This is a genomic window from Sorangium sp. So ce836 (assembly GCF_028553905.1).
In the GTDB taxonomy this organism is placed as follows: Bacteria; Myxococcota_A; Polyangia; order Polyangiales; family Polyangiaceae; genus Sorangium; species Sorangium cellulosum_D.
On the sequence record NZ_CP102233.1, the window covers coordinates 4,877,962 to 4,900,505 of the forward strand.

Here is a 22,544-nt window from a genome sequence, read left to right on the forward strand (position 1 = left end):
TTGGCGCTGTCACGATGTCGGGACCCTGGGCGGCTGCGGCCTACGCGCGCTGGTGCGGACGGCGCGGGGGGGCGCCGCGCCGCGCGCGCTCCGGAGAGCGCGCGGAGGTGCGGGCCCCGCGAGCGCGGGGAGGCGGCTCGCGCCGAGCGCGAGGGGGTCGGCCGGGCGTGGCATGTCGAATGCGTTAGTCAGGCGAACGAGCTGACCAACCGACAACCCGAGCCCTCCGCGCCGGCGCTGAACGGCCGCTGCGCAGCGCGCTCCGCGCGCCGCGGCGCACAGCGCTCGATCGAAGGCGCGTGTCCGACGCCCGCCGATGATCTCTCTCGACGACTTGAAGAGCGCTTCCAGCATCGATGAGCTCCTGGCCGATCCGGTCGGCAGGTACTTCGTCGACCCCACGTTCGTCTTCTGGTACCCCGAGCGCGCCTTCAAAGGGTTCTCGCTATGGGGGCGGCCGAGCGCCGACGACATCGAGCGCCTCAATCGGCTGAACGACGCGGTGCTGACGCCGCACGGCGGCCGTCACGTGTCGTTCGTCGACCTCCAGGGCCTCGAGGGCGCCGACCCGGCGGCGTTCGCGTCGATGGCGGCCTACCTCTCGGCGCGCTGGCAGCCGTTTCGCGAGCTGGTCGTACGGCAGGCGCTGGTGCGGCCGCCGGGGTTCGCCGGCGCCGTGGTCTCCGGCTTCTACGAGGTCCTGAAGCCTTCGTTCCCTGTCGCGGTGTTCGACGGCATCGGCGAGGCGCTCGCCTGGCTCGGCCAACGCGATCGCGAGGCGCTGGTCGGGAGCTTGATCGGGCTTCGGGACCAGGCCGACGGGGCCGCGAGCGTGCTCGGCTCGCTCCGGCGCTTGCTCTGCGCGTCGCCCTGTCGGCCCGCCCTGGCCGAGGCGGCGCGCGCGCTCCACCTCTCCGAGCGGTCGTTGCAGCGGCACCTGCGGCGAGCCGGCACGACGTTCCAGGCGGAGGTGAACGCCGCGCGGGTGCGCGTCGCCCAGGGGAGAATGCTCGCGGGCGACGACAGCCTGACGGCCATCGCGATCGACGTGGGCTGCGCGTCGGCGCAGCACTTCAGCGCCATGTTCCGCAAGGCGACGGGGCAGAGCCCGAGCGAGTGGCGGGCGCGGGCGCGCGGCGCGCCCCGCCGCGCCGCGCCCAGGAGCGTCGCCGCGTGACCCCTCCAGCTCAGGGAGCGTCCTCCCCGGGCTCCGTGCTCGGCGCGCCCTACTTCTGCCGCCGCTTCAGTGCATATCCATACTGGATCGGCCAGCGGGGCTCGCCGTCGAGCGCGCGCGCCGCCTTCTGCGCCCAATACGGCTCGCGCAGCAGTTCCCGCGCCAGGAACACGAGATCCGCGTCGCCGCTGGTGATGATCCGATCGGCCTGTTCGGGCTCGCAGATCATTCCCACGGCGCCCGTGAAGATCTCCGCCTCTTCCCGGATCTTGCGCGCGAACGGGACCTGGTAGCCCTTGGTCACGGGGATGGTGGCCTTTGGCACCAGGCCGCCGGAGGAGACGTCGATGAGATCGACCCCGCGCTCGCCGAGCTGCCGCGCCAGCGCCACCGAGTCGTCCGCGCCCCAGCCGCCCTCGACCCAGTCCGTCGCCGAGATGCGCACGAACAGGGGCAGCGACTCCGGCACGATGCGCCGGACCCGCGCGGCGACCTCGAGCACGAGGCGCATCCGGTTCACGAGGCTGCCGCCGTACTCGTCGTCTCGCTCGTTCGCGATCGGCGAGAGGAACTCATGGAGCAGGTAGCCGTGCGCCGCGTGGATCTCGAAGACGCGGAAGCCGGCGGCGAGCGCGCGGAGCGCCGCGGCCTCGAAGGCGGCCTTGATCCCCTCGATGCCCGCGGCGTCGAGGGGCAGAGGGCTGGGGTCGCCGTCGGCGAACGGGATGGGGCTGGGCGCGACAACCGCCCAGCCCCCCTGCTGGAGGCCGAGCCGCGCGCCGCCCTTCCACGGAACGTCGCAGCTCGCTTTGCGCCCCGCGTGCGCGAGCTGGATGCCCGCGACCGCGCCCTGCTCGTGCACGAAGCGCACGATCCGGCCCAGGGCCCGGAGCTGCTCGTCCTCCCAGAGGCCGAGGTCGCCGGGCGTGATGCGCCCCTCGCGCGTCACCGCCGTCGCCTCGACCATGACCAGCGCCACCCCGCCGGCGGCCCTGCTGCCGAGGTGGACCAGGTGCCAGTCGTTGGCCAGCCCCTCTCTCGCAGAGTACTGGCACATCGGCGACATGGCGACGCGGGAGGGCAGCGTCACGCCGCGGATCTCGATCGGGCTGAGCAGATCGATCTCCGGGACATCGAAGTCATGCACGGCATCGGTCACGCTGCCGTGCGCCCGCTCGCGGCTGTCGCGGTGCGGTTCTGCCATGGTGATCGCTGCCTGGGGCGCCGCACCCCCGGATGGCAACGGGGCCCGCCAGGATCGGGCCGCGCGCTGGCTCCGCTACTCGGAGCGCTGCGGCGGCTTGCGGCTCCCGGGCAGGTACGCGGAGGCGTCGGGCTTGCGGCCGGACGAGGAGGTCGGAGTCCGAGGCGCTCGGCGAGGAGGAGGCGGATCGCGCGGCCCGGCAAGGCCGCGGCGGCGGGCGCTGAGGGCGGGGGGGCAGGCCGCGCCGCCGCTCTCCCCCGCACGCGAGCGGCCTGCGCGCCTCCCAGGTGCTGGGGCGGCCGGCCCGCTTGCCGAGCTGGGCGGCGAGACGTATGGGACCATCACGGGCCCACTCCGGGAAAAGTAGGCTGTCCTCGAGGCACCCATTCATGCGAGCACGCAGCGCCGTCCCTCGTGTTCGAGAGCCGTGCTCGAGGCTGATCAGCCAGCTCGAGGAGGCGTGTCAGGCCAGCCGGAGCTCCAGCGTGCAGGTCGCTCTCCCCGCGCTCAAGAAGTGGATGGATGCGCTCACCCGAACCCTCCGGATCGCGCGGGGGTATGTTCTTCGGCAGCCGCTATCCCCACGCGTTCTCCGCGCTGGAGCGCCGCTTCGAGCCCGGCGAGCGCATCTTCACCTCGATGGACAGGAGGGCCATCGACCACGACCGCACGATGCCTATCCCGGACACGGACCAAGCCCTCAAGCGGGCCCTCTTGGCATTCGCTCGCGAGCTCTACTCGAGGCTCCGGCTGAGGTCGCTGATCCGGATCGACCTGCGCGCCGACGAGCATGGGCGTCTTTACGTCCTCGAGGCCGATCGACTGCTCGATCAGGGCGCCGCTATCGCCGTAAAAGGCGTTGGTGCTCTGCTCGTCCGGCGCGAGCGTCAGGATGGCGCTCCTCTGCTCACGCGAGAGCCCGGGCTCGAACAGCCTCACCGCCGGGGTCATGGCTCCCCGGACGTCCGACGCCATCGTGCGCAGGTACGACTGGTTATGGAGGAACAGCTCGCCGGTGATCGGGTGATAGGCCGCGCCTTGCGCGATGTGCCTCGTCCGGAGCCTCTCGCCGCGCCATTCCGCCTCAAGGCCAAGATCGCGGCAGATCTCGCTTACCTTGCCCTTGTCCGAGGTGTTGAAGGACAGCTGCCAGCCCGAGACGATCGCCGATTTCAGATCCGTTGGCGGTCGTAATTGCGAATGTAGAGGACCTTGCGGTCATGGAACCGCTCGAGGATCCTGGGATCCAGGCTCCTCTGAAAATTTCAAGAGTGGCACCGCGACTTCGTCTGATCCGTGCGGTGACGTCGAACAGCGCAATGTGGGGCGTAACGGCAACCCACAGCCAAACGCATGTCAACCAGCACGTGCAGTATGGCTGTACGCTGGGACGGCCGCTACGAGAGCTTGACTTTCGGATCGAGTTTGGATTTCATAGCCTATCGAGAGGATTGGAGGATGGCATGCGGCACGCAGGGGGCGCGGCCCCGGACATCGGCCCCGCGACCCTGAACCCGGACATCGGCCCCGCGACCCTGAAGCGGATCACCCGTCACCTGATGCCGCTCTTCTGCCTGATGTACCTGATCGCGTACATCGACCGGCAGAACGTCTCCTACGCCAAGCTGGAGATGGTGGGCGCCCTGGGCCTCACCGAAGCCGCCTACGGCCTCGGCGCCTCGCTGTTCTTCCTCGGCTACTTCCTGTTCGAGGCGCCGGCCAACCTGATCCTCGTCCGCGTCGGCGCCCGGGTCTGGTTCAGCCGGATCATGGGCACCTGGGGCCTCGTCACCATCGCGCTGGGGTTCACCCAGAGCCCGGCCATGTTCTTCGTCCTGCGCTTCCTGCTGGGCGTGGCGGAGGCCGGGTTCTTCCCGGGCGTGCTCTATGTCCTGACCCTCTGGTACCCGCAGGCGCACCGCGCCCGCATGATCGGCGCCTTCATGATGGCCAGCGCCGTGGCCAACGCGGTGGGCTCGGTCATCGGCGGCGCGCTGCTCGACCTCGACGGCCTCCTGGGATTGGCTGGCTGGCAGTGGGTGTTCTTGGCCACCGGCGCTCCCGCCGTCCTGCTCGCGCCCTACGTCCTCTGGCGCCTGCCGAGCCACCCCGAGCAGGCCCGCTTCCTCACCCCCGACCAGAAGGCCTGGCTCGCCACGACCCTCGCCGCGGAGCCCCGCCAGCAGGCGGAAGGCTCCCCCTGGCGGGCCTTGCTGGATATACGAGTGATGGCGCTCGCCGGCCTGTATGTCGGTTTGCCGCTCGGCGCTTACGGCCTCAGCTACTGGCTGCCCACCCTCGTGAAGGGCTTCGGCGCCTCCAACATCCAGAACGGCTTCATCAACGTCATCCCCTGGGTCTTCGTCGCCTTGGCGCTCTGGTGGGTGCCGCGCCATGCCGCCCGCAACGGCGTCAGCGCCTGGCACATCTCCGGCCCCATGCTGCTGGGCGCCCTCACCCTGGTGCTGAGCGTGGTCATGCCGGGCGCAGCGCCCAAGTTCGCCCTGCTGTGCGTCGCCGCCGCCGCCATCTTCGCCGGCCAGCCGGTGTTCTGGAGCGTGCCCCAGAAGATCCTCGCGGGCCCGCACGCCGCCGCCGGCATCGCCGCCATCAACTCGGTGGGCAACCTCGGCGGCTTCGTGGCCCAGAACGTGGTGCCGCGCATCTATGACGCGACCGGCAGCCAGCTCGCCCCCATGCTGTTCCTGGCCGGCTGCCTCATCATCGCCGGCGTCAGCATCCAGGTGCTCGTCCCCCGGCTGGCAGACTGGTAGGGCGCCGGCGGAATCAGCCGGACGCGCCGAGCGTGCCGGTGGCGAACGCCCTCTTCCGCGTTCGCCCTGCAATTCGCATTTCAGGACGATCGCCGAGCATGTCCGCTGGGGCATCCTGGAGGCCGGCGGCTTCCCCCTCGAATTCTCGGTGGTGGAGCATCACCGGGCCGGGCGGCGCAAGGAGGCGGCCGCGGAATACGCGCGCATTCTCCCCCCCATCAACTACGAGAACCGCCAATGCGGCCTGGGCGTCGCCAAGACGGCGATGGCCGAAGGCGGCGTGATCCGCAGCGGCCTGGCCGTGGCGGACCGCCGGCAAGCTGCATGATGAGACGAAGGACGGCTCCTGGATCGACGATCCTCCACGCCGGCCGCGTGGACCGGCTTAGAAGATGCCGGTCTGAGGCAAGAGCGGCGAAAAACCGACAGACATCAACCTCACGAAGCAGGTCCTTGTCGCTATGGAGGGCACGAGGCCTGTGAATGCGACCTTGATGTCCCGCGGAGAGGCCGGGCTCGGCGACGAGGAGCTTGACATTCGGATACCTTTTTGATTTCCTAGCCCCTCTGCTCCTCGGAACGCCTGAGGCATAGTTTTGCACACCGCCTGCAGCGCGCTGCGCGACCCGTGCGTCGGCACGCGCCGATTGCATAGGACACCACGGTGACAATGCAAAAATTCGCCAAGGCACTCATAGCGCGGTCTACGGAATTCGAGTTTGGCTCTTACGCGCGTTGGAGGTCCTCATGCACCTAAAGAACTTGCCTGCTGTCCTTTCGTTCTCGGTCATCTCAGTCCTCCCCGCCGCGGTGTATGCCAGCGACCCCGCTAACCTTCCCGTTCCGCCTGCGGGTTTCGATGCCAGGAACCCCAGCATTCCCCATGGGAAGTTGGACGTCTCCGTCAGCTATCCGACCCGGAACTACGGAATGCGGAAGGTGACGGTTTATACGCCGCCGGGGTATTCGACGGACCAGAAATATCCTGTCGTTTACCTGCATCATGGAATCGGCGGCAATGAGGTTTCCTGGATCGGCCAGGGGAGCAACGAAGGCAATGCCGACAACATCATGGACTATCTGTACTCGAAGAACATGGCCAAACCCATGATCGTTGTGATGCCCAGCGGCAAGATGGACGGAGCGGACGATTTTGCGCGCTTCGCGAATTTCGGGGACGTCCTACTCAATGACCTGATCCCCTGGGTCGAGAAGACGTATTCCGCCGCGACGGATGCCGATTTGCGGGCCATCTCCGGCCTGTCAATGGGCGGGGGGCAAACCTTCAACTTCGGGTTCCCCAATACTGATGTTTTTCACTACATCGGGCCGTATTCGGCTGCGCCCAATACCCAGCAGCCAAGTCAGACCATCCGGGATGTGGCTGCGGTCAAGGACAACGTGAAGCTCATCTTCATCTCTTGCGGGAGTACGGACGGGCTGATCGGCAATAGCAAAAATTATCACGACTTCCTGGACGCGAACAACATCGACCATATTTACCAGATCGAGCCGAACGAAGGCCATACCAAGACCGTCTGGAACCGCAGCTTTTACAACTTCGCCCAACGCATTTTCCTCGACGATGGCGCGACGGGCGGCGGCGGGGGGGGCGGCGGCGGGGCGGCCGGCGGCGGGGGGGCGGCGGTGGAGCGGGCGGCGGCGGGGCGGGCGGGGCCTCGGGCGACGGCGGTAGTGCAGGGGACGGCGGCGGAAACGGCGGGGGCGCGACCGGAGGTGATGCCGTCACGACAGGCGGTTCTCAGGCGACTGGCGGGCAGGTCGCGAGCAGTGGGAGCAGCGGCACCGACGAAGGTACGCCCTCGACGAACGACTCTGGCTGCAGCTGCTCGGTCCCCGGGTCCAAACCCGGATCGCCGCCTTGGCACTTCGGGCTCTATCTTGCGGCAATCGGCGCCGTCCTCTTCAGAGCGCGAGCAAGACGGAATCGAGGCTGATCGGTCGAGCGTCGCTCGGGCTCGTACAGCGTCGCGCCTCGCCGACCGATGGCTGCTGGAGCGGGGGGCACGAGGCCGAGCGCGCTCAGATCGAGCAGCGATCGAAGCGCTCCGCCCAAGCACCCGATGACGCGCCGACGCGGGGCCCGCCAGGATCGGACCGCGCGCTGGCTCCGCTACTCGGAGCGCTGCTCGCCGAGCGGCGCCTCGCCGGATTCAGGGCCGAGCCGCTCGACCTCGCCCCAGAGGGCGTCGAGGTCGAGCGTGAGCCCCTCGAGGCCCGGCACGCCGGAGACCACGCCGTCCGCCGCGGCGCGCGCGTGCACGTAGCGGCCGTCCGCGCCGAGCTCCAGGAGATCGAGCGTCGCTGCCTGCGGGTCGATGAGCCAGTACCAGCGCACCCCGAAGAGCGCGTATTCGTGCAGCTTCTCCACGCGGTCCCGGCGCGCGTCGCGCGGCGACGGAGAGAGCACCTCGACCAGGATGTCGGGCGGGACGCGGATCAGGCCGCGGCGCGGCGGCTTGCGGCTCCCGGGCAGGTACGCGGAGGCGTCGGGCTTGCGGCCGGACGAGGAGGTCACGGCAAACTTCGCCTCGGAGCCCAGCACCAGCCCGCCCCGCGCGATCAGCCAGCTCCGGAGCACCCCGACGACCCAGGCCACGACGACCTCGTGAACCGCGTCCGGCACCTCTTCCTCCGCGAGCACGCCGTCCACGAGCTCGCCAGGCTCGTCTTCCGGCAGGCGGGTCCAGTCGGCCAGGGTCAGCCTCGGCCCGGCCGGCGCCTCGCTGACCGCGCTCTGCCCGATGACGACTGCGCTCTGCATCATGACGACGGGTCCAGCGTAGCACGCCGTTGCCGGTCTCCGGGAGCATCGCCCGGGCCCCGCGGCGGCCCGGCGCGCTCCGCCTCCCGCTTCCGCCCCTCGGCCGCCCCGGCTACCCTCGGCGGGATGTTTCACCCCGTCGTCGACCGGTGGTTCCAGGGGCGCTTCGGCGCCCCCGCCCCCGCGCAGGAGCGCGCCTGGCCGGTCATCGCGGCCGGCCGCGACACGCTGATCTGCGCGCCGACCGGCGCCGGCAAGACGCTCGCCGCCTTTCTCTTCTGCCTCGACCGGCTCGTCCGCGACGCGGCGCGGGGCGCCCTCGAGGACCGCACCGACGTCCTGTACATCTCGCCGCTCAAGGCGCTCTCCCACGACGTCCACCGCAACCTCGAGCAGCCCATCGCCGAGATCTCGGCGGCCATGCGGGAAGCGGGCCTGCCCGCGCCGGGCATCCGCGCCGTCGTGCGCACCGGCGACAGCCCGGCGCAGGAGCGGCGCGCCATGGCCGCCCGGCCGCCGCACGTGCTCGTCACCACGCCGGAGTCGGCGTTCATCCTGCTGACGAGCGAGTCGGGGCGGCGCGCGCTCGCCGGGGTGCGCACCGTCATCGTCGACGAGGTCCACGCCGTCGCCGGGGACAAGCGCGGCGCCCACCTCGCGCTCACGCTCGAGCGGCTCGAGGACCTCGTGACCTCCCGCGGCGGCGCCCGGCCGCAGCGCGTGGGCCTCAGCGCCACGGTGCGCCCGATCGAGATCGCCGCCCGGCTCGTCGCGGGCGCGCGCGAGCTGCCCGAGATCGTCGACGTCGGGCAGCGGCGGGACCTCGACCTCGCCGTCGAGGTGCCCCGCGACGAGCTCGGCGCGGTCTGCACGAACGAACAGTGGGCCGAGATCTACGACCGCATCGCGGCGCTCTCGGGGGAGGCGCGCTCGACCCTGGTCTTCGTCAACACGCGCCGCCTGGTCGAGCGGGTCGCGCACGCGCTCGCCGAGCGGCTCGGCGAGGACGTCGTCGCGGCCCACCACGGCAGCCTCTCGCGGGCCCGGCGGCTCTCGGCCGAGCGGCGGCTCAAGGCGGGGGAGCTCCGCGTCGTGGTCGCGACCGCGTCGCTCGAGCTCGGCATCGACGTGGGCGCGGTCGACCTCGCCTGCCTCGTGGGCTCGCCGCGGTCGATCAACGTCGCCCTCCAGCGCATCGGCCGTTCGGGCCACGCGCTCGCCGCGACGCCGCGCGGGCGGCTCTTCCCGCTGACGCGCGATCAGCTCGTCGAGTGCGCGGCGATCGTGCGCGCGGCGCGGCGCGGGGAGCTCGACCGGATGACGTCGCGCGAGGGGCCGCTCGACGTGCTGGCGCAGCAGATCATCGCCGCGTGCGCGTGCGAGGAGCGGGACGAGGAGGGGCTCTACGCGCTCGTGCGCCGGGCCGCGCCGTACGAGGGCCTGTCGCGCCGCGAGTTCGACGCGATCGTGGCCATGGTGTCGGGCGGCGCCGCGGGCCCCGGCGGCGAGGGCGCGTCCGCGGCCCGAGGCGCGCGGCAGCGGGCCGGGTCGCTCGTCTACCGCGACGCCATCGGGGGCCGGCTGCGCGGGCGGCGCGGCGCGCGGCTCGCGGCGCTCACGTCGGGCGGGGCGATCCCGGACCTCGCGGCCGTCGACGTGGTGCTCCAGCCCGACGGCACGAAGGTCGGCACGCTCGACGAGGACTTCGCGATCGAGTCGTCCGCGGGCGACGTGTTCCTGCTGGGCAACACCTCGTGGCGCGTGCTCCGGCTGGAGGGCGGGCAGATGTGGGTCGAGGACGCCCACGGCGCCGCGCCGACGGTGCCGTTCTGGCTCGGGGAGGCGCCCGCGCGCACGCCGGAGCTCTCGGCCGAGGTCGCGGCGCTCCGCGCCGAGGTCGCCGCGCGGCTCGAGGAGGAGCGGGCCGAGGTCGGCCGGCCGGGGGCGCGGCGCGGCGAGGGCGGCGGCGAGGACGCGCGCGCGGCGAGGTCGCTGGCCGCGCGCTGGCTCATGCAGGAGTGCGCGCTCGACGCGCGCGGCGCGCTGCTCGTGCGCGACTACATCGAGGCGGGGCGCGCGGCGCTCGGCGCGGTCCCGGGCGGCGCGACCGTGGTGGTCGAGCGCTTCTTCGACGAGGCCGGGGGGCAGCAGATCGTCGTGCACACGCCGCTCGGCGGCAAGGTGAACCGCGCGCTCGGGCTCGCGCTCCGCAAGCGCTTCTGCCGTTCGTTCGACTTCGAGCTCCAGGCGGCGGCGACCGACGACGGCGTGCTGCTGTCGCTCTCGGCGGAGCACGGGCTGCCGATCGAGGACGTGCTCGATCTCGTCCGCCCCGAGGGCCTCGAGGAGGTGCTCGTCCAGGCGGCGCTCCAGGGCCCGATGTTCCGCACGCGCTTCCGCTGGGCCGCGTCCCGCGCGCTCGCGCTGCTCCGCTTCCGGGGGGGCCGGCGGGTGCCGCCGGCGCTCCAGCGCATGCGCGCCGACGACCTCCTGCTCTCAATCTTCCCCGAGCAGCAGGGGTGCCAGGACAACCACGGGCTCTTCGCGCACGTCGAGCCGCCGGACCACCCGCTCGTCCGCGAGGCGCTGCGCGACTGCCTGACCGAGCTCATGGACGTCGAGGGGCTGCGCGGCCTGCTCGTCGGCCTGCGCAGCGGGGCGATCCGGGTCGTCGCGCTCGACACGCCGGAGCCGAGCGTCTTCTCGCACGAGATCCTGAACGCGAACCCCTACGCGTTCCTCGACGACGCCCCGCTGGAGGAGCGGCGGGCCCGCGCGGTCCGGGTGCGGCGCGGGCTCCCGGCGGAGGTCTCCGAGCGGCTGGGCGGGCTCGATCCCGAGGTCATCGCCGAGGTCGTCGCCGAGGCGCGGCCGGACGTGCGCGACGCGGACGAGCTGCACGAGCTCCTGCTCGACCGGGTCGCGCTCCCCGCCGAGGAGGGGCTCCGGGGCGGCTTCGCGCGGCTCTTCGAGGCGCTCTGCGCCGCGGGCCGGGCGGCGGAGGTGCGCGCCGCGCGCGACGCCGGCGCGGGGGCGCCGGCCGCGCCGCGCTGGGTCGCGACGGAGCGGCGGCCGCTCGTCGAGGCGATCTGGCCGGGGGCCGTGTTCGCGCCCGACGTCGCCGTGCCGCCCGCCCTGCGCTCCGAGGGCGGGGGCGAAGATCGCGGCGCCGCGATCACGGCGCTGGTGCGCGGCTTCCTGAGCGCCGCGGGGCCGGTCTCGACCGCGGAGCTCGCGCGGCGGCTCGACGTGCCCGCGGACGAGGCGCTGTCCGCGCTGGCGCGGATCGAGCTCGCGGGCGGCGCCCTGCGCGGGCGCTTCCTGAGGGGCGCGCCGGCGCAGGGCGCGGCGGGAGATCTGTGCGATCCGTCGATCGAGTGGTGCGACCGCCGCCTCCTCGCGCGCATCCACCGCCGCACCGTCACGGGCCTGCGCAAGGCGATCGAGCCGGCGACCGCGGCGGAGCTCATCCGGTTCCTCCTCGCGTGGCAGGGCGTGGCGCCGGGCACCCAGGCGCGCGGGCCGGGGGGCCTCGGGCGGGTGATCGAGCAGCTGCAGGGCTTCGAGCTCGCCGCCGGGGCGTGGGAGAGCGAGGTGCTGCCCGCGCGCGTGGCCGGTTACGACGAGGGACTGCTCGACGCGCTCTGCCTGTCCGGCGAGGTGGCCTGGGGCCGCGTGGTCCCGCGCGACGCGTCGGCGCCCACGCGCGCGGCGCCGATCACGCTGGCCCTGCGGCGCGATCTCCCGTGGCTGCTCGCGCCGCGGGAGGCCGAGGGCGAGCCGCCGCCGGCGTCGCTCTCGGAGCCGGCGCAGGGCGTGCTGTCGTTCCTCGCGCGCGCGGGCGCGTCGTTCTTCGACGACATCGCCGCGGGCGCGGGCCGGTCCCGGGCCGAGGTCGAGGAGGCGCTCTGGGAGCTCGTCGCCGCCGGGCTCGTGACCGGCGACGGCTTCGCGGCGCTGCGCTCGCTGCTCGGCGGCGGCGCCGCGGCGACCGTCGCGCTGGGCGCCGGGCGGCTGCGGGGCGGGTCGCGCCGGGCGGGGCCGGTCGCGTCGGGCCGGTGGTCGCTCCTGCGGGCGCGCCCGGACGCGCCCGCCGCCGGCGCCGGTGGGGACGGGGCCGACGGCCTCGACGTGGTCGAGGCGCTCGCGCACCAGTACCTCCGCCGCTACGGCGTGGTCTGCCGCGAGCTGCTCGCGCGCGAGCCGCGGCCGCCGGCGTGGCGCGATCTCCTGCGGGTCTACCGGCGGCTCGAGATGGCGGGGCAGATCCGGGGCGGCCACCTCATCGCCGGCTTCGTGGGCGAGCACTTCGCGCTGCCCGAGGCGCTCGACGGGCTCCGCGCCGTCCGGCGGGAGCCCCCGTCCGGCGAGATCGTCCAGCTGTGCGCGTGCGATCCGCTGAACCTCGTGGGCATCGTCACGCCGGGGCCGCGCATCCCGGCTGCGCTCGGTCACGTGGTGATCTACCGCGATGGGGTGCCGCTCGCGCCCATCGCGCCGGCGGCGGGCGAGCGGCCCCGGGCGCAGGCCGCGCTCTCGCGAGCAGCGGTGTGAGCTCTCCGCCGCGCTCCTCGCCTCCTCCGCTACAGCGTTGAGCGGCGGCCCGCGGATTCAAAGGAACCTCGCGCCCGCGCCGTTTATATACTCGAGGGATGCGTTCACTCAACCATGACACTCATGTTCGCGCCCTCGTGCTGCTCTCGATCGCCACCCTCGGCGCCGCGGCCTGCTCGCCCAAGGTGAGGAATTACGGCGATGGAAGCGGCGGTGTCGGCGAGGGGGGCGGCGGTGGCGGCGCGGGCGGGCGCGAGCCGGCCGCCGGCGGCGGCGGCGGCGGAGACGGCGGGGGCGGCGGCAGCGGCGGCGAGGGGGGCGCCGCGGCGGAACCGGGGCGGCTCCAGTGGGCGATCCAGATCGGCGAGAACGGCTTCGACTGGGCCGCGAGCGTCGCCGTGGACCCCGAGGGGAATCCGATCGTCATCGGGCGGTTCTCCGGCGCGATCGATCTCGGCGGCGGCCCGATCGTCGCGCAGGACGGCTCCGCGTCGTACCTCGCGAAGTTCGATCGCGACGGCAAGCACCTCTGGAGCAGGTCGTTCGGCCTGAGCCTCGCCGGCGGCCAGCACGTCGCGCACGGCCCCGGCGGAGGGCTCTTCGTGGGCGGGAGCTATTTCCAGAACCTCGATTTCGGCGGCGGTCCGCTGCCCCAGAGCAACGGCGGGCTCGGGCTCGCCAGGTTCGACGGCGGCACCGGCGACCACGTCTGGAGCAAGGGGTTCGGCGATCAGTACGTGAAGGAGCTCGAGTACGTCGCCGTCGACGGGCAGGGAGCGGTCCTCATCTCCGGAACCCTCGGCGGCACGGCCGATTTCGGCGGCGGGCCGGTCGGCGACGCCATCAGCGGCAATGCGGTCTATGTCGCGAAGCTGGACGCGGACGGCAATCACGCCTTCACGCTCTACATCGATGATGGCAGGGCGTCGCTCGCGGCCGGCGGGCTGGCCGCGGACGCGGAGGGCAACGTCGCGATCGCGGGCACGTTCGACCAGAGCTTCAACCTCGACCCGACGAGCGCGCCGCCCCTCGTCTCCAAGGGTGGACGCGATATCTTCTTTGCCAAGGTCGGGCCGAAGGGCGGGCTGCTCTGGCAGAAGGCGTTCGGCAACAGCCTTTACGACGCGGCCTCTCAAGTGGCCTTCGACGCCGCAGGCGACGTGTTCCTGGCCGGGATGTTCCAGGGGAGCGTCGATTTCGGCGGCGGGCCGCTCGTCGCGCTCGGCACGAAGCCGAACTTCTTCGTCGCCAAGTTCGACCCGGCGGGAAACCATCTTTACAGCCGTGGGTTCGGCGACTCCGAGCTGCAGGAGGTCGCCTCGCTCGCCGTGGATCCGGCGGGCAACGCGGTCGTCACGGGGACGTTCCTCGGGAGCATCGATTTCGACGGCGCCGTGCTCGAGAGCCAGGGCACGAAGGAGGATCGCAACGGCTATCTCAGCGGCGGAGACATCTTCATCGCGAAGCTCGGGCTCGACGGCAAGCACCTCTTCAGCCGCCAGATCGGCGATCCCGACATGCAGATGGGAACAGGGGTGGCCCTCGGCCCCAAGGGCGAGGTGTTCGCCGTCGGGGGGTTCCGCGGCACCGTGGATTTCGGCGGCGGCCCCGTGACCACGCGCGGCGACGCCGACGGGTATCTGGTGAAGCTCGACCCCTGAGCGACGCCCGGCGCGGGAGCCGCCGCGCCGCCGCTCGGCCGGAGCCCGCGCCCGGCTCCGAGCGCCGCGGGCCGCCTGCGCTCCGGCGATCGCGGCCCCGGCGTGCCTGAGCGCACGTTGCGCCCCAACGCTGATGCGTCAATATCCGTTCGCTGCACGCGCTCGGGGGGGCGTTCCTGGTTATCTGAGGCCGCCGACATGTGGATTGCCCATCCAGCGCTCTGCCAACCCTCCAACCAACCCTCCAACTCGGTCAGCTGTTCCCGCAGTCAGCTCAGGGTGTTCTGGACATCCTGGGCCGCGCTCCTGGTGGTGCTCCTGCAGTGCGCTGCGTGCGGCAAGGAGGCAGCGTCCCAGCCGGAAGGCGCGAAGGGGGCGAAGGCCGCGCCGAGCGCCAAGGAGGTGACGCTCGCGCCGGTGACGGAGCTCGTCGTTGAACAAACCATCGACATTTCAGGGACCCTGGACGCCGATGAGCAGGTGACGGTCGGGGCCAAGGTGCCAGGCCGCCTCGCGTCGATCGCGGTCGATCTGGCGAGCCCGGTCAAGAAAGATCAGGTCGTCGCCCAGCTGGAGACGAGGGATTACGAGCTGCGCATCGAGCAGGCCGCGGCCGCGCTGGCGCAGAGCCGCGCTCAGCTCGGCTTGCCTCAGGACGGGCCCGATGAGGAGCTCGACGTCGAGAGCGTCGCGATCGTGAGGGAGGCCCTCGCGACGTTCAAGGAGGCGCAGGCCAACCAGGTGCGCGCGCGGAGCCTCGCCAAGGAAGGGCTGATGTCGGGCATGGACCTCGACGCGGCCGAGGCGGCGGCGGTCCGCGCGGAGACGGCCGTGCAGTCGGCGCGCGAGGAGGTGCGGATCCGCCAGGCGGCGGTGCGCCAGCGGCGCTCGGAGCTGCGCATGGCGCGGCAGCAGCTCGCGGACGCCCTGGTGCGGTCGCCGATCGACGGCGTCGTCCAGGCGCGGCGGGCGAGCGCGGGCCAGTTCCTCGCCGCGGGGGCGCCGATCGCGGACATCGTCCGCGTCGACCCGCTGCGGCTGCGCGTGGCCATCCCGGAGACCGAGGCGGCCGGCGTGCGCGCCGGGCAGCAGGTGCGCGTCACCGTCCCGGGGGACAGCGCCGTCTACGCGGGGACGGTCGCGCGCCTCGCGCCCGCGATCGACCCGCAGAGCCGCACGCTGCTCGTGGAGAGCGACATCAAGAACCCCGGCCACCTGCGGCCGGGCAGCCTGGTCACCGCGCAGATCGTCGTGACCTCGAAGCCGGCGCCGTCGGTGCCCGCGACGGCCATCGTCCGGTTCGCCGGCCTCGCGAAGGTGATCACAATCGAGGACGGCAAGGCGAAGGAGAAGCAGGTCGTCACCGGGAAGACCGCGGAGGATCGCGTCGAGATCGTCTCCGGCCTCGCGGTGGGCGAGTCGGTCGTCGCCCGCCCCGGCTCGCTCCAGCAAGGGCAGCCGGTGCGCGTGGTGGAGGGGAGCTAGATGCAAGCGCTCGCCAGGATCTGCATCCAGCGGCCCGTGTTCGCCGCGATGCTGGGGCTCGCCCTCATCGTCGTCGGCGCCGTGGCGTACTTCCGGCTGGGCGTGGATCGCTTCCCCGCCGTGGACCTGCCGACGGTCTCGGTCCGCACCACGCTCCCTGGCGGCGCGCCCGAGGACGTCGAGGCGGAGATCACCGAGGAGATCGAGGAGGCGGTCAACACGGTCGAGGGGATCACCGAGCTCCGCTCGATCTCGACGAGCGGCAGCTCGGTCGTCATCGCCACCTTCAACCTCGACCGGGACGTCGACACGGCGGCGCAGGACGTGCGCGATCGCGTGCAAGCGGCGCTGCGCCGCCTGCCCGTGGGCACGGATCCGCCCGTCATCGCGAAGCAGGACAACGACTCGACCCCCGTGATGACGATCGCCCTCTCCGCCGATCGCTCGATCCGGGAGCTCACCGAGATCGCCGACAAGCTCGTGCGCGTGCAGCTCGAGCGCTCCTCGGGCGTCGGCGAGGTGCGCGTCGTCGGCGGGCAGGAGCGCGCGATCAAGATCTGGCTCTCCGCCGATCGGCTCGCCGCCTACGGCCTCCCGATCACCGCCGTCCGCGAGGCCATCGTCCAGCAGAACGCGAACATCCCCGCGGGCAACGTCACCGGCAAGGAAGAGGAGCGGACGCTGCGCACGATGGGTCGCCTCGAGCACGCGGGCGACTTCAACAACCTGGTCGTCGGGAGCGTCGACGGGAGGCCCATCCGGGTGCGCGACATCGGCCGCGCCGAGGACGGCACCTACGAGCAGCGGTCGCTCGCGCGCCTCGACGGGAGGCCCACGGTCGTCCTCGACGTCGTGCGGCAGTCGGGCGCGAACACGGTCGCGGTGATCGAGGCCGTGAAGGCGAACGTGGCGAAGCTCTCCGACCAGCTGCCCTCGGACGTGAAGCTCGAGGTGATCCGCGACCAGTCGGGCTACATCTACACCGCGCTGCACGAGATCAACGTGCACCTCGTCCTCGGCAGCTTCCTGGCGTGCGCGGTCGTGCTCCTGTTCATGAGGTCGTGGCGGTCCACGATCATCGCGGGGGTCGCGATCCCGACGTCGGTCGTGGCGACGTTCGGCATGATGTGGGCGCTCGACTTCACGCTGAACAGCGTGACGATGCTGGCGCTCGTCCTGATGGTGGGCATCGTCATCGACGACGCCATCGTCGTCCTCGAGAACATCTTCCGCTTCGTCGAGGAGAAGAAGATGGACTCCTTCGAGGCGGCCAGGGCCGCCACGCAGGAGATCGGGCTGGCCGTGCTCGCGACGACGCTGTCGCTCGTCGTCATCTTCGTCCCCGTGTCGTTCATGTCGTCGATCTCGGGGCGGTTCCTGTTCCAGTTCGGGATCACGGCCACGGTCGCGATCCTCGTGAGCCTGCTCGTCAGCTTCTCGCTGACCCCGATGATGAGCGCGCGCCTGCTCCGCAAGGAGGCGAGCCGCGCTCACGGGTCGGGCGAGGCGGGCGGCGGGGGCGAGGCGGCGACGCGCACGGGCTTCTACGGGCGGCTCGAGGCCAAGTACATGGGCGCCCTCGCGTTCGCGATGCGGCACCGCGCGCTCGTCGCCACCTTCGCCGTCCTCGTGACGGCCTCGGCGGTGCCGCTCTACGGGCTCGTGAAGCAGGAGTACATCCCCTCCGGCGCGGACGACGCGGAGTTCGAGATCCGCGTCACGGGTCCGCTCAGCGCCAGCATCGGCGCGATGGACGACGTGATGCGGCGGATCGGCGACGACGTCCGCTCGGTGCGCGGGGTGCGCAGCGTGCTCGCCACGGCGGGCGGCGGCTTCGTGGGCGGCGTCAGCTCGGGCGAGGCGTTCGTCCGCATCGCCCCGCACGACGAGCGCACCTTCTCCCTGACGCGGCTGTTCCGGGAGACGTTCTCCGGCAACCCGCTCCGCGCGTTCAAGGACAACTACTCGCAGAGCGAGGTGATGCAGGAGGTGCGGCGCAAGCTGCGCAAGTACACCGATCTCCGGATCTCGGTCCGCAACGTGCCGTCGTTCAACATCGGCGGCGGGAACTTCGAGATCGACTTCGCGATCCAGGGTCCGGACATCGAGGCGCTCGAGCGCTACGCGAACGAGCTCCGGGAGCGGTCCGCGCAGCTCGGCGGCATCGTGGACGCGGACGTGACGCTGAAGATCGACCGGCCCGAGCTGCGGGTGATCATCGATCGCGAGCGCGCCGCGGCGCTCGGGGTCCGGACGCAGGACATCGCGAGCGCGCTGCGCCTGATGGTGGGAGGCGATCAGGAGGTCTCGCGCTTCCGCGACGAGGAGGCCAACGAGAACTACGACGTGCAGCTCCGGCTCGTCGAGGAGGATCGGGATCAGCTGGCGGCCGTCCGCCGGCTCTACGTGCCGCGGACGGCGCGGCCGCAGGCGGGCAGCGCTGGCGCCTCGGCGGCGCCCGCGGCGGGCGCGCCGCTGCTCCGGGGCGACCTGGTGCGCCTCGACAACCTGGTGCGCATCGAGGAGGCGAAGAGCCCGTCGCGCATCGATCGGCTGGATCGCCAGCGGGTCTCGAGCTTGCGGGCCGGCGTGGCGCCCGGCTACGCGCTGGCCGACCGGCTCGAGGCGCTGCGCGGCGCGGCGCGGGAGATGGACATGCCGTCGGCGTACACGACCAGCGTGCGCGGCCGCGGCGCGGAGCTCGAGCGCACGTTCGGCGAGTTCATCTGGGCGTTCCTCCTGTCGATCGTGCTCATGTACATGATCCTGGCGTCGCAGTTCGAGAGCCTCGTGCACCCGGTCACGATCCTGCTCTCGCTGCCGCTGTCGGTGCCGTTCGCGCTCTTGAGCCTGTGGGCGACCGGGAACACGCTGAACCTCTACTCGGCGCTCGGCTTCCTCGTGCTGTTCGGCGTCGTGAAGAAGAACTCGATCCTCCAGGTCGATCACATGAACAAGCTCCGCGCCGAGGGCATGCCGCGGGCGGAGGCGATCCTCCACGCGAACCGCGATCGGCTGCGGCCGATCCTGATGACCACGCTGGCCCTGGTCGCGGGCATGCTCCCGCTCTGGCTGGGCACGGGGCCTGGGGCCGAGGAGCGCCACACGATCGCGGTGGTGGTCATCGGCGGCCAGTCGTTGAGCCTGCTCCTCACGCTGATCGTCACGCCGGTCTCGTACTCGCTGCTCGACGATCTCGCGCACAGCGAGCGCTGGGGGCGCGTCCGGGCGCGCGTCGGCGCCTTCGGCGAGCGGACGTCCGCGCGGCTCGGGCGGCTCTTCGCGCGCGCGCGCAGGTCGACGTAGGCCGGGCGGGGCGGTCGGCCCGGGGGCGCCTCAGCCCTTCGCGAGCCCGAGCGCGGCCACGATCACCGCGCCCCAGCCGGCGAGGAAGAACAGCCCGCCGAGCGGCGTGACCGCGCCGAGGACGCGGACGCCGGTCAGGGTCATCACGTAGAGGCTGCCGGAGAAGAGGAGCACGCCGGCCGCGAAGCAGAAGCCGGCGACCGTCGCCGCTGTCCCGCCGGTGCGCGCGGCGAGGTGGGCGGCGAGCGCCAGCGCGAGCGCGTGGACGAGGTGGTAGAGCGAGCCCGTCTGCCACCACGAGGCGCGCAACGGGCCGTCCGGCAGCCTGTCGAACGTCGCCTTGAGGCCGTGGGCGCCGAAGGCGCCGAGCGCCACCCCGAGGAAGCCGTAGACACCGGAGAGCAGGAAGAAGAGCCGTTCCATCGGGCGCGGAGCTTAGCCCATGGCCGGAGCGCGTCACGAGGCGCGCGCGGGTTCGACGCAACTGCGGCGCGCTCGCGTCGATGGTCGAGGTGCAGGAGGACGGCGCGTCGACATGGGCAAGCGACACCGCAGGCAGCGATCGGGGACCAGGACGCCGCGCGACGAGCAGGACGACGTCGATCTGATCCTCCGCCACGTATCGCGGCAGTTCCCGCGCGACGTGGCGCGCGCCCTGCTCGGCACGGCCGAGCCCATCGAGCCGCTCGGCTGGGTGGACACGCAGGTCACCGGTCGCCAGCGGCGGCTCGATCGGGCGCTCTCCGTCAGGGTCGGCGGCGAGCGGCGGCTGCTCCACACCGAGTGGACGCTGGCGATGACCGACGAGATGCCTTTCCGCGTGTTCGAGTACAACTGCTTGACGGCGCTGGCGATGGCGGACGAGGCGCGGGCGAGCAAGGGGGCGCCGGCTCCGCGGCTTTCGCCCATCGACAGCGTGGTGGTGGTGCTCTCCGGCCGGGAAGAGCCCTGGCCATCCCACGGCGCTTACAGGACCTCGGCGCCAGGCGAGCCGTTCTCCGGGGTGCAGTTCCGCATCGAGCCGGTCTATCAGCGGACCGTGGCGGAGCTGACGGCGCGGGAGAGCCCGTTCTGGCTGATCTTCGCGCCGCTGGCGGCGGACGCGGACGGCCGGAAGCTGACGCACGTAATCGAGGCGATCCGAGCCCGATCCGGTGAGCGTGACTTCGCGGAGCTCGGCGCAGCGATGATGGCGCTCGCCGAGGCGGACAGGCGTGAACGGGGTCTTGCGGATGTGGTAAAGTCGCTGCTGCCGCGGGAGATCGTCATGCAGAACTCGATTTACAGGGAAGGCAAGGCGGCCGGGCTCAAGGAAGGGCTGGAGAAGGGCGTGGCGCTGCTCGCACACCAGATCGAGCGGCGGCTGGGACGCCCGCTCACGGCGGAAGAGCGAGGCCGCCTCTACGGGCGGCTGCACGCCGACGGCCCGGAGAAGGTCGGCGATGTGGTGCTGGACCTCTCCGTGGACGACCTGTCGATCTGGCTCGCCGCGCCGGCCGACTCCTGACGATCCGGCTGGCCGGCGCCGCGCGCCGGCGCTGCGCCAGGCGCGTCAGCCGCCCGGCGCCGGCCGCCGCGGGAAGATCGTCCCCCGGATCTCGGCCATCGACGCGCCGGTCATCGCCGCGAGGCGGCCGAGGACGACGCGGTTCAGCCGGCCGTCCGGCGGCGCCTTGACCGCGACCACGAACGCGGCGTCGACCGGCGCGCCGGCGTGCCTCGCCGCCCGCTCCGCGAGCGCCGCCGCCTCGCCCTCGGAGAGCTCCTGCCGCCGCGCCACGCGGATCTTCACGTAGAGCGCCGCCCGCATCAGCGCGTGGTAGCCGTGCATCCACGCCATCCAGCGCTCCTCCGCGCCCCCGGCGAGGGCCCGCGAGAGCGCGCCGTGGCGCCGCTCGATCTCGTCGAGCGGGAGGTTGTCGAGCTCGTTCAGCGCGCCGGGGAACTCCCCCGCGAGCGCGCGGAACACCTCCTTGCCCGGGATCGCCTCGCCGGCCGCCCGCGCGCGCCGCAGCTCCGCGAGCGTGCGGTACTTGCGGGCGAGCTGCGCCAGGATCTCCGGCGAGAGGCGCGCGCCGCCCTCGGGGACCGCCCCGGAGGTCACAGCCAGCCGTGGGGGAACGCGAGGACGTCGCCGATCGACGCGGCGCCGAGGCACAGCGCGACGAGGCGATCGACGCCGAGCGCGTTGCCCGCCGCCGGCGGCATTCCCTCCTCGAGCGCGCCGAGGAAGCGCTCGTCGATCGGGTAGACCGGCTTGCCCCGGGCCGCCCGCGCCGCCTGATCGGCGAGGAGCCGCGCGCGCTGCTCGACCGGGTCGGTCAGCTCGCCGAAGCCGTTGCAGAGCTCGACCCCCGCGACATAGAGCTCGAACCGCTCGCACACCCGGGGATCGCCCGGCTTGAGCCGCGCGAGCGACGCGAACGGCGCGGGGAAATCGACCAGGAACACCGGGTGGGGCAGCGCCGCGATCGCCGGCTCCACGGCGTCGACCAGCAGGCGAAAGAACCGCTCCTCGTCGCTCGACGCGAGCGCGATCGCGTCGTCCGCGGGCACGCCCGCCCAGCGCGCGAACGCGTCGCCGACCGAGATGCGCGGGAACGGCAGCGTGAGCTGCACCGCCTTGCCGGACACCGAGATCGCGCCGTCCGCGCCGAGCGCGCCCGCGACGCGCTGCACGATCGCCTCCGTGTCGGACATCACCTCGTCCACACCGGAGAAGGCGCGGTACCATTCGAGCATCGTGAACTCCGGGTTGTGCCTGTCCCCGAGCTCGCCGCGCCGGAAGCAGCGCGCGAGCTGGAAGCAGCGCGGGACGCCGCCCGAGAGCAGCCGCTTCATCTGGTACTCCGGGCTCGTGATCAGGAACGTCGGCCGCGCCGCGTCCACCGCGAACGCGTCGAGGTGCAGGTCGAGCCCGGGGGAGGGGACCATGCTCGGCGTCTCCACCTCGAGGAACCCGCGCTCGGCGAACAGCGCTCGCACCGCCGCGATCGCCGCCGCGCGCCGCGCGAGCGCGAGGCCGAGGCCGCGGTGGATCGCCCGTTCTGTCTCGCTCGACGGCGGCGCCGCGGCCCCCGAGCGCCCCCGCGGCGGCCTCCGCGGCGCGATCCGCTCGACGAGCCGCGCCGAGGCGAGCGCGCCGCCGGCCGGCGCCCCCTCGACCACCGCGAGATCGCCGATCTCGACCGGCGGCGCGGGCGCGCCGTCCAGCGCGACGCGCAGCGCGCCGAAGGCGTCGCCGAGGACGACGGCGCCCTCCGCGACGTCGAGCACGCGACCGCCGACGCGCACCCTTCCGGGCAGCGTCGCACCTGCGGAGGCGATGTCGCTCGGCGCGAGCGTCGCCGGGGCCCCAGTCAAGACGTCGTTGTGGAGGAGAGTCACAGGATCCTGCGCCGGGTGTGCCGGAGACATATCACGCAAGTTGCCCAAAGACGTCAGGCAAGAAGCCAACGGCCGCTACAGCTCTTTATTTTTCCGGGAGGGCACCGCGCCTCTCCTCCTTGATGAGCCAACGTAACTCGATACGTTGGTCGCGCTCGTCGGTCCGGCCATGCCGCGCCTCGCGCGAGCGCCGCTCGCAGAAACCCAGCCG

15 protein-coding genes are annotated in these 22,544 nt (G+C 72.5%); 10 read left to right on the forward strand and 5 right to left on the reverse strand.

Annotated elements, in window-relative coordinates; genetic code table 11:
* Window positions 1-334: 334 nt before the first annotated feature.
* Window positions 335-1,177: a helix-turn-helix transcriptional regulator gene (locus NQZ70_RS17825; protein WP_207217880.1), complete on the forward strand. Its 843-nt coding sequence runs from the start codon at window positions 335-337 to the stop codon at window positions 1,175-1,177.
* Between the two features lie 49 nt (window positions 1,178-1,226).
* On the opposite strand, the gene NQZ70_RS17830 is transcribed toward NQZ70_RS17825, so the two are convergent.
* Window positions 1,227-2,381, reverse strand: a complete 1,155-nt coding sequence (locus NQZ70_RS17830; protein WP_129575286.1) for an NADH:flavin oxidoreductase/NADH oxidase — start codon at window positions 2,379-2,381, stop codon at window positions 1,227-1,229.
* A gap of 558 nt (window positions 2,382-2,939) precedes the next feature.
* Between NQZ70_RS17830 and NQZ70_RS17835 the strand changes: the two genes are divergently transcribed.
* The 4 genes from NQZ70_RS17835 to NQZ70_RS17850 all read left to right on the forward strand — a co-directional run bounded on the left by NQZ70_RS17835 (window position 2,940) and on the right by NQZ70_RS17850 (window position 7,243).
* Complete coding sequence (locus NQZ70_RS17835; RefSeq protein WP_129575287.1) at window positions 2,940-3,575, forward strand: hypothetical protein; 636 nt, start codon at window positions 2,940-2,942, stop codon at window positions 3,573-3,575.
* A gap of 365 nt (window positions 3,576-3,940) precedes the next feature.
* Window positions 3,941-5,155, forward strand: coding sequence for an MFS transporter (locus NQZ70_RS17840; protein ID WP_408022433.1), 1,215 nt, complete (start codon window positions 3,941-3,943; stop codon window positions 5,153-5,155).
* 148 nt (window positions 5,156-5,303) lie between these two features.
* Window positions 5,304-5,483, forward strand: a complete 180-nt coding sequence (locus NQZ70_RS17845) for a hypothetical protein (RefSeq protein ID WP_207218061.1) — start codon at window positions 5,304-5,306, stop codon at window positions 5,481-5,483.
* Window positions 5,484-5,902: 419 nt separating this feature from the next.
* Window positions 5,903-7,243 carry an esterase family protein gene (locus NQZ70_RS17850; RefSeq protein ID WP_272828634.1) on the forward strand — a complete coding sequence of 447 codons (1,341 nt, stop codon included), beginning with the start codon at window positions 5,903-5,905 and terminating at the stop codon, window positions 7,241-7,243.
* 46 nt (window positions 7,244-7,289) lie between these two features.
* On the opposite strand, the gene NQZ70_RS17855 is transcribed toward NQZ70_RS17850, so the two are convergent.
* On the reverse strand, window positions 7,290-7,943 hold the full coding sequence (locus tag NQZ70_RS17855; RefSeq protein WP_237245390.1) for a Uma2 family endonuclease: 654 nt from the start codon (window positions 7,941-7,943) through the stop codon (window positions 7,290-7,292).
* Between the two features lie 123 nt (window positions 7,944-8,066).
* On the opposite strand from NQZ70_RS17855, the gene NQZ70_RS17860 reads away from it, so the two are divergent.
* The 4 genes from NQZ70_RS17860 (at window position 8,067) to NQZ70_RS17875 (ending at window position 18,946) form a co-directional block, all read left to right on the forward strand.
* Window positions 8,067-12,494, forward strand: coding sequence for a DEAD/DEAH box helicase (locus NQZ70_RS17860; protein WP_129575289.1), 4,428 nt, complete (start codon window positions 8,067-8,069; stop codon window positions 12,492-12,494).
* A gap of 98 nt (window positions 12,495-12,592) precedes the next feature.
* Window positions 12,593-14,155, forward strand: a complete 1,563-nt coding sequence (locus NQZ70_RS17865) for a hypothetical protein (RefSeq protein ID WP_272828636.1) — start codon at window positions 12,593-12,595, stop codon at window positions 14,153-14,155.
* A 279-nt stretch (window positions 14,156-14,434) separates the two neighbouring features.
* Entirely contained in the window at window positions 14,435-15,640 is a 1,206-nt protein-coding gene (locus tag NQZ70_RS17870; protein WP_129575291.1) for an efflux RND transporter periplasmic adaptor subunit, read from the forward strand.
* Window positions 15,641-18,946, forward strand: a complete 3,306-nt coding sequence (locus tag NQZ70_RS17875; protein ID WP_129575292.1) for an efflux RND transporter permease subunit — start codon at window positions 15,641-15,643, stop codon at window positions 18,944-18,946. It begins immediately after the preceding gene.
* A 30-nt stretch (window positions 18,947-18,976) separates the two neighbouring features.
* Here the strand turns inward: NQZ70_RS17875 and NQZ70_RS17880 are convergent, their stop codons facing one another.
* Window positions 18,977-19,369: a DUF423 domain-containing protein gene (locus NQZ70_RS17880; RefSeq protein WP_129575293.1), complete on the reverse strand. Its 393-nt coding sequence runs from the start codon at window positions 19,367-19,369 to the stop codon at window positions 18,977-18,979.
* 112 nt (window positions 19,370-19,481) lie between these two features.
* Between NQZ70_RS17880 and NQZ70_RS17885 the strand changes: the two genes are divergently transcribed.
* Window positions 19,482-20,453, forward strand: a complete 972-nt coding sequence (locus tag NQZ70_RS17885) for a hypothetical protein (RefSeq protein ID WP_129575294.1) — start codon at window positions 19,482-19,484, stop codon at window positions 20,451-20,453.
* Between the two features lie 45 nt (window positions 20,454-20,498).
* On the opposite strand, the gene NQZ70_RS17890 is transcribed toward NQZ70_RS17885, so the two are convergent.
* A complete protein-coding gene (locus NQZ70_RS17890) occupies window positions 20,499-21,050 on the reverse strand; it encodes a hypothetical protein (RefSeq protein WP_129575295.1) in 552 nt (183 codons plus the stop codon).
* Window positions 21,047-22,333, reverse strand: coding sequence for an EF-P lysine aminoacylase EpmA (epmA, locus tag NQZ70_RS17895; RefSeq protein WP_272828639.1), 1,287 nt, complete (start codon window positions 22,331-22,333; stop codon window positions 21,047-21,049). Before epmA ends, NQZ70_RS17890 begins: the two co-directional genes overlap by 4 nt.
* Window positions 22,334-22,544: the final 211 nt, after the last annotated feature.

Excerpts from the sequence above, each read along its gene's own strand:
- NQZ70_RS17830 (WP_129575286.1), bottom strand. The coding sequence starts at position 2,381 with ATGGCAGAACCGCACCGCGACAGCCGCGAGCGGGCGCACGGCAGCGTG.
- NQZ70_RS17835 (WP_129575287.1), top strand. The coding sequence starts at position 2,940 with ATGTTCTTCGGCAGCCGCTATCCCCACGCGTTCTCCGCGCTGGAGCGC.
- NQZ70_RS17840 (WP_408022433.1), top strand. The coding sequence starts at position 3,941 with ATGCCGCTCTTCTGCCTGATGTACCTGATCGCGTACATCGACCGGCAG.
- NQZ70_RS17850 (WP_272828634.1), top strand. The coding sequence starts at position 5,903 with ATGCACCTAAAGAACTTGCCTGCTGTCCTTTCGTTCTCGGTCATCTCA.
- NQZ70_RS17855 (WP_237245390.1), bottom strand. The coding sequence starts at position 7,943 with ATGATGCAGAGCGCAGTCGTCATCGGGCAGAGCGCGGTCAGCGAGGCG.
- NQZ70_RS17860 (WP_129575289.1), top strand. The coding sequence starts at position 8,067 with ATGTTTCACCCCGTCGTCGACCGGTGGTTCCAGGGGCGCTTCGGCGCC.
- NQZ70_RS17865 (WP_272828636.1), top strand. The coding sequence starts at position 12,593 with ATGCGTTCACTCAACCATGACACTCATGTTCGCGCCCTCGTGCTGCTC.
- NQZ70_RS17875 (WP_129575292.1), top strand. The coding sequence starts at position 15,641 with ATGCAAGCGCTCGCCAGGATCTGCATCCAGCGGCCCGTGTTCGCCGCG.
- NQZ70_RS17880 (WP_129575293.1), bottom strand. The coding sequence starts at position 19,369 with ATGGAACGGCTCTTCTTCCTGCTCTCCGGTGTCTACGGCTTCCTCGGG.
- NQZ70_RS17885 (WP_129575294.1), top strand. The coding sequence starts at position 19,482 with ATGGGCAAGCGACACCGCAGGCAGCGATCGGGGACCAGGACGCCGCGC.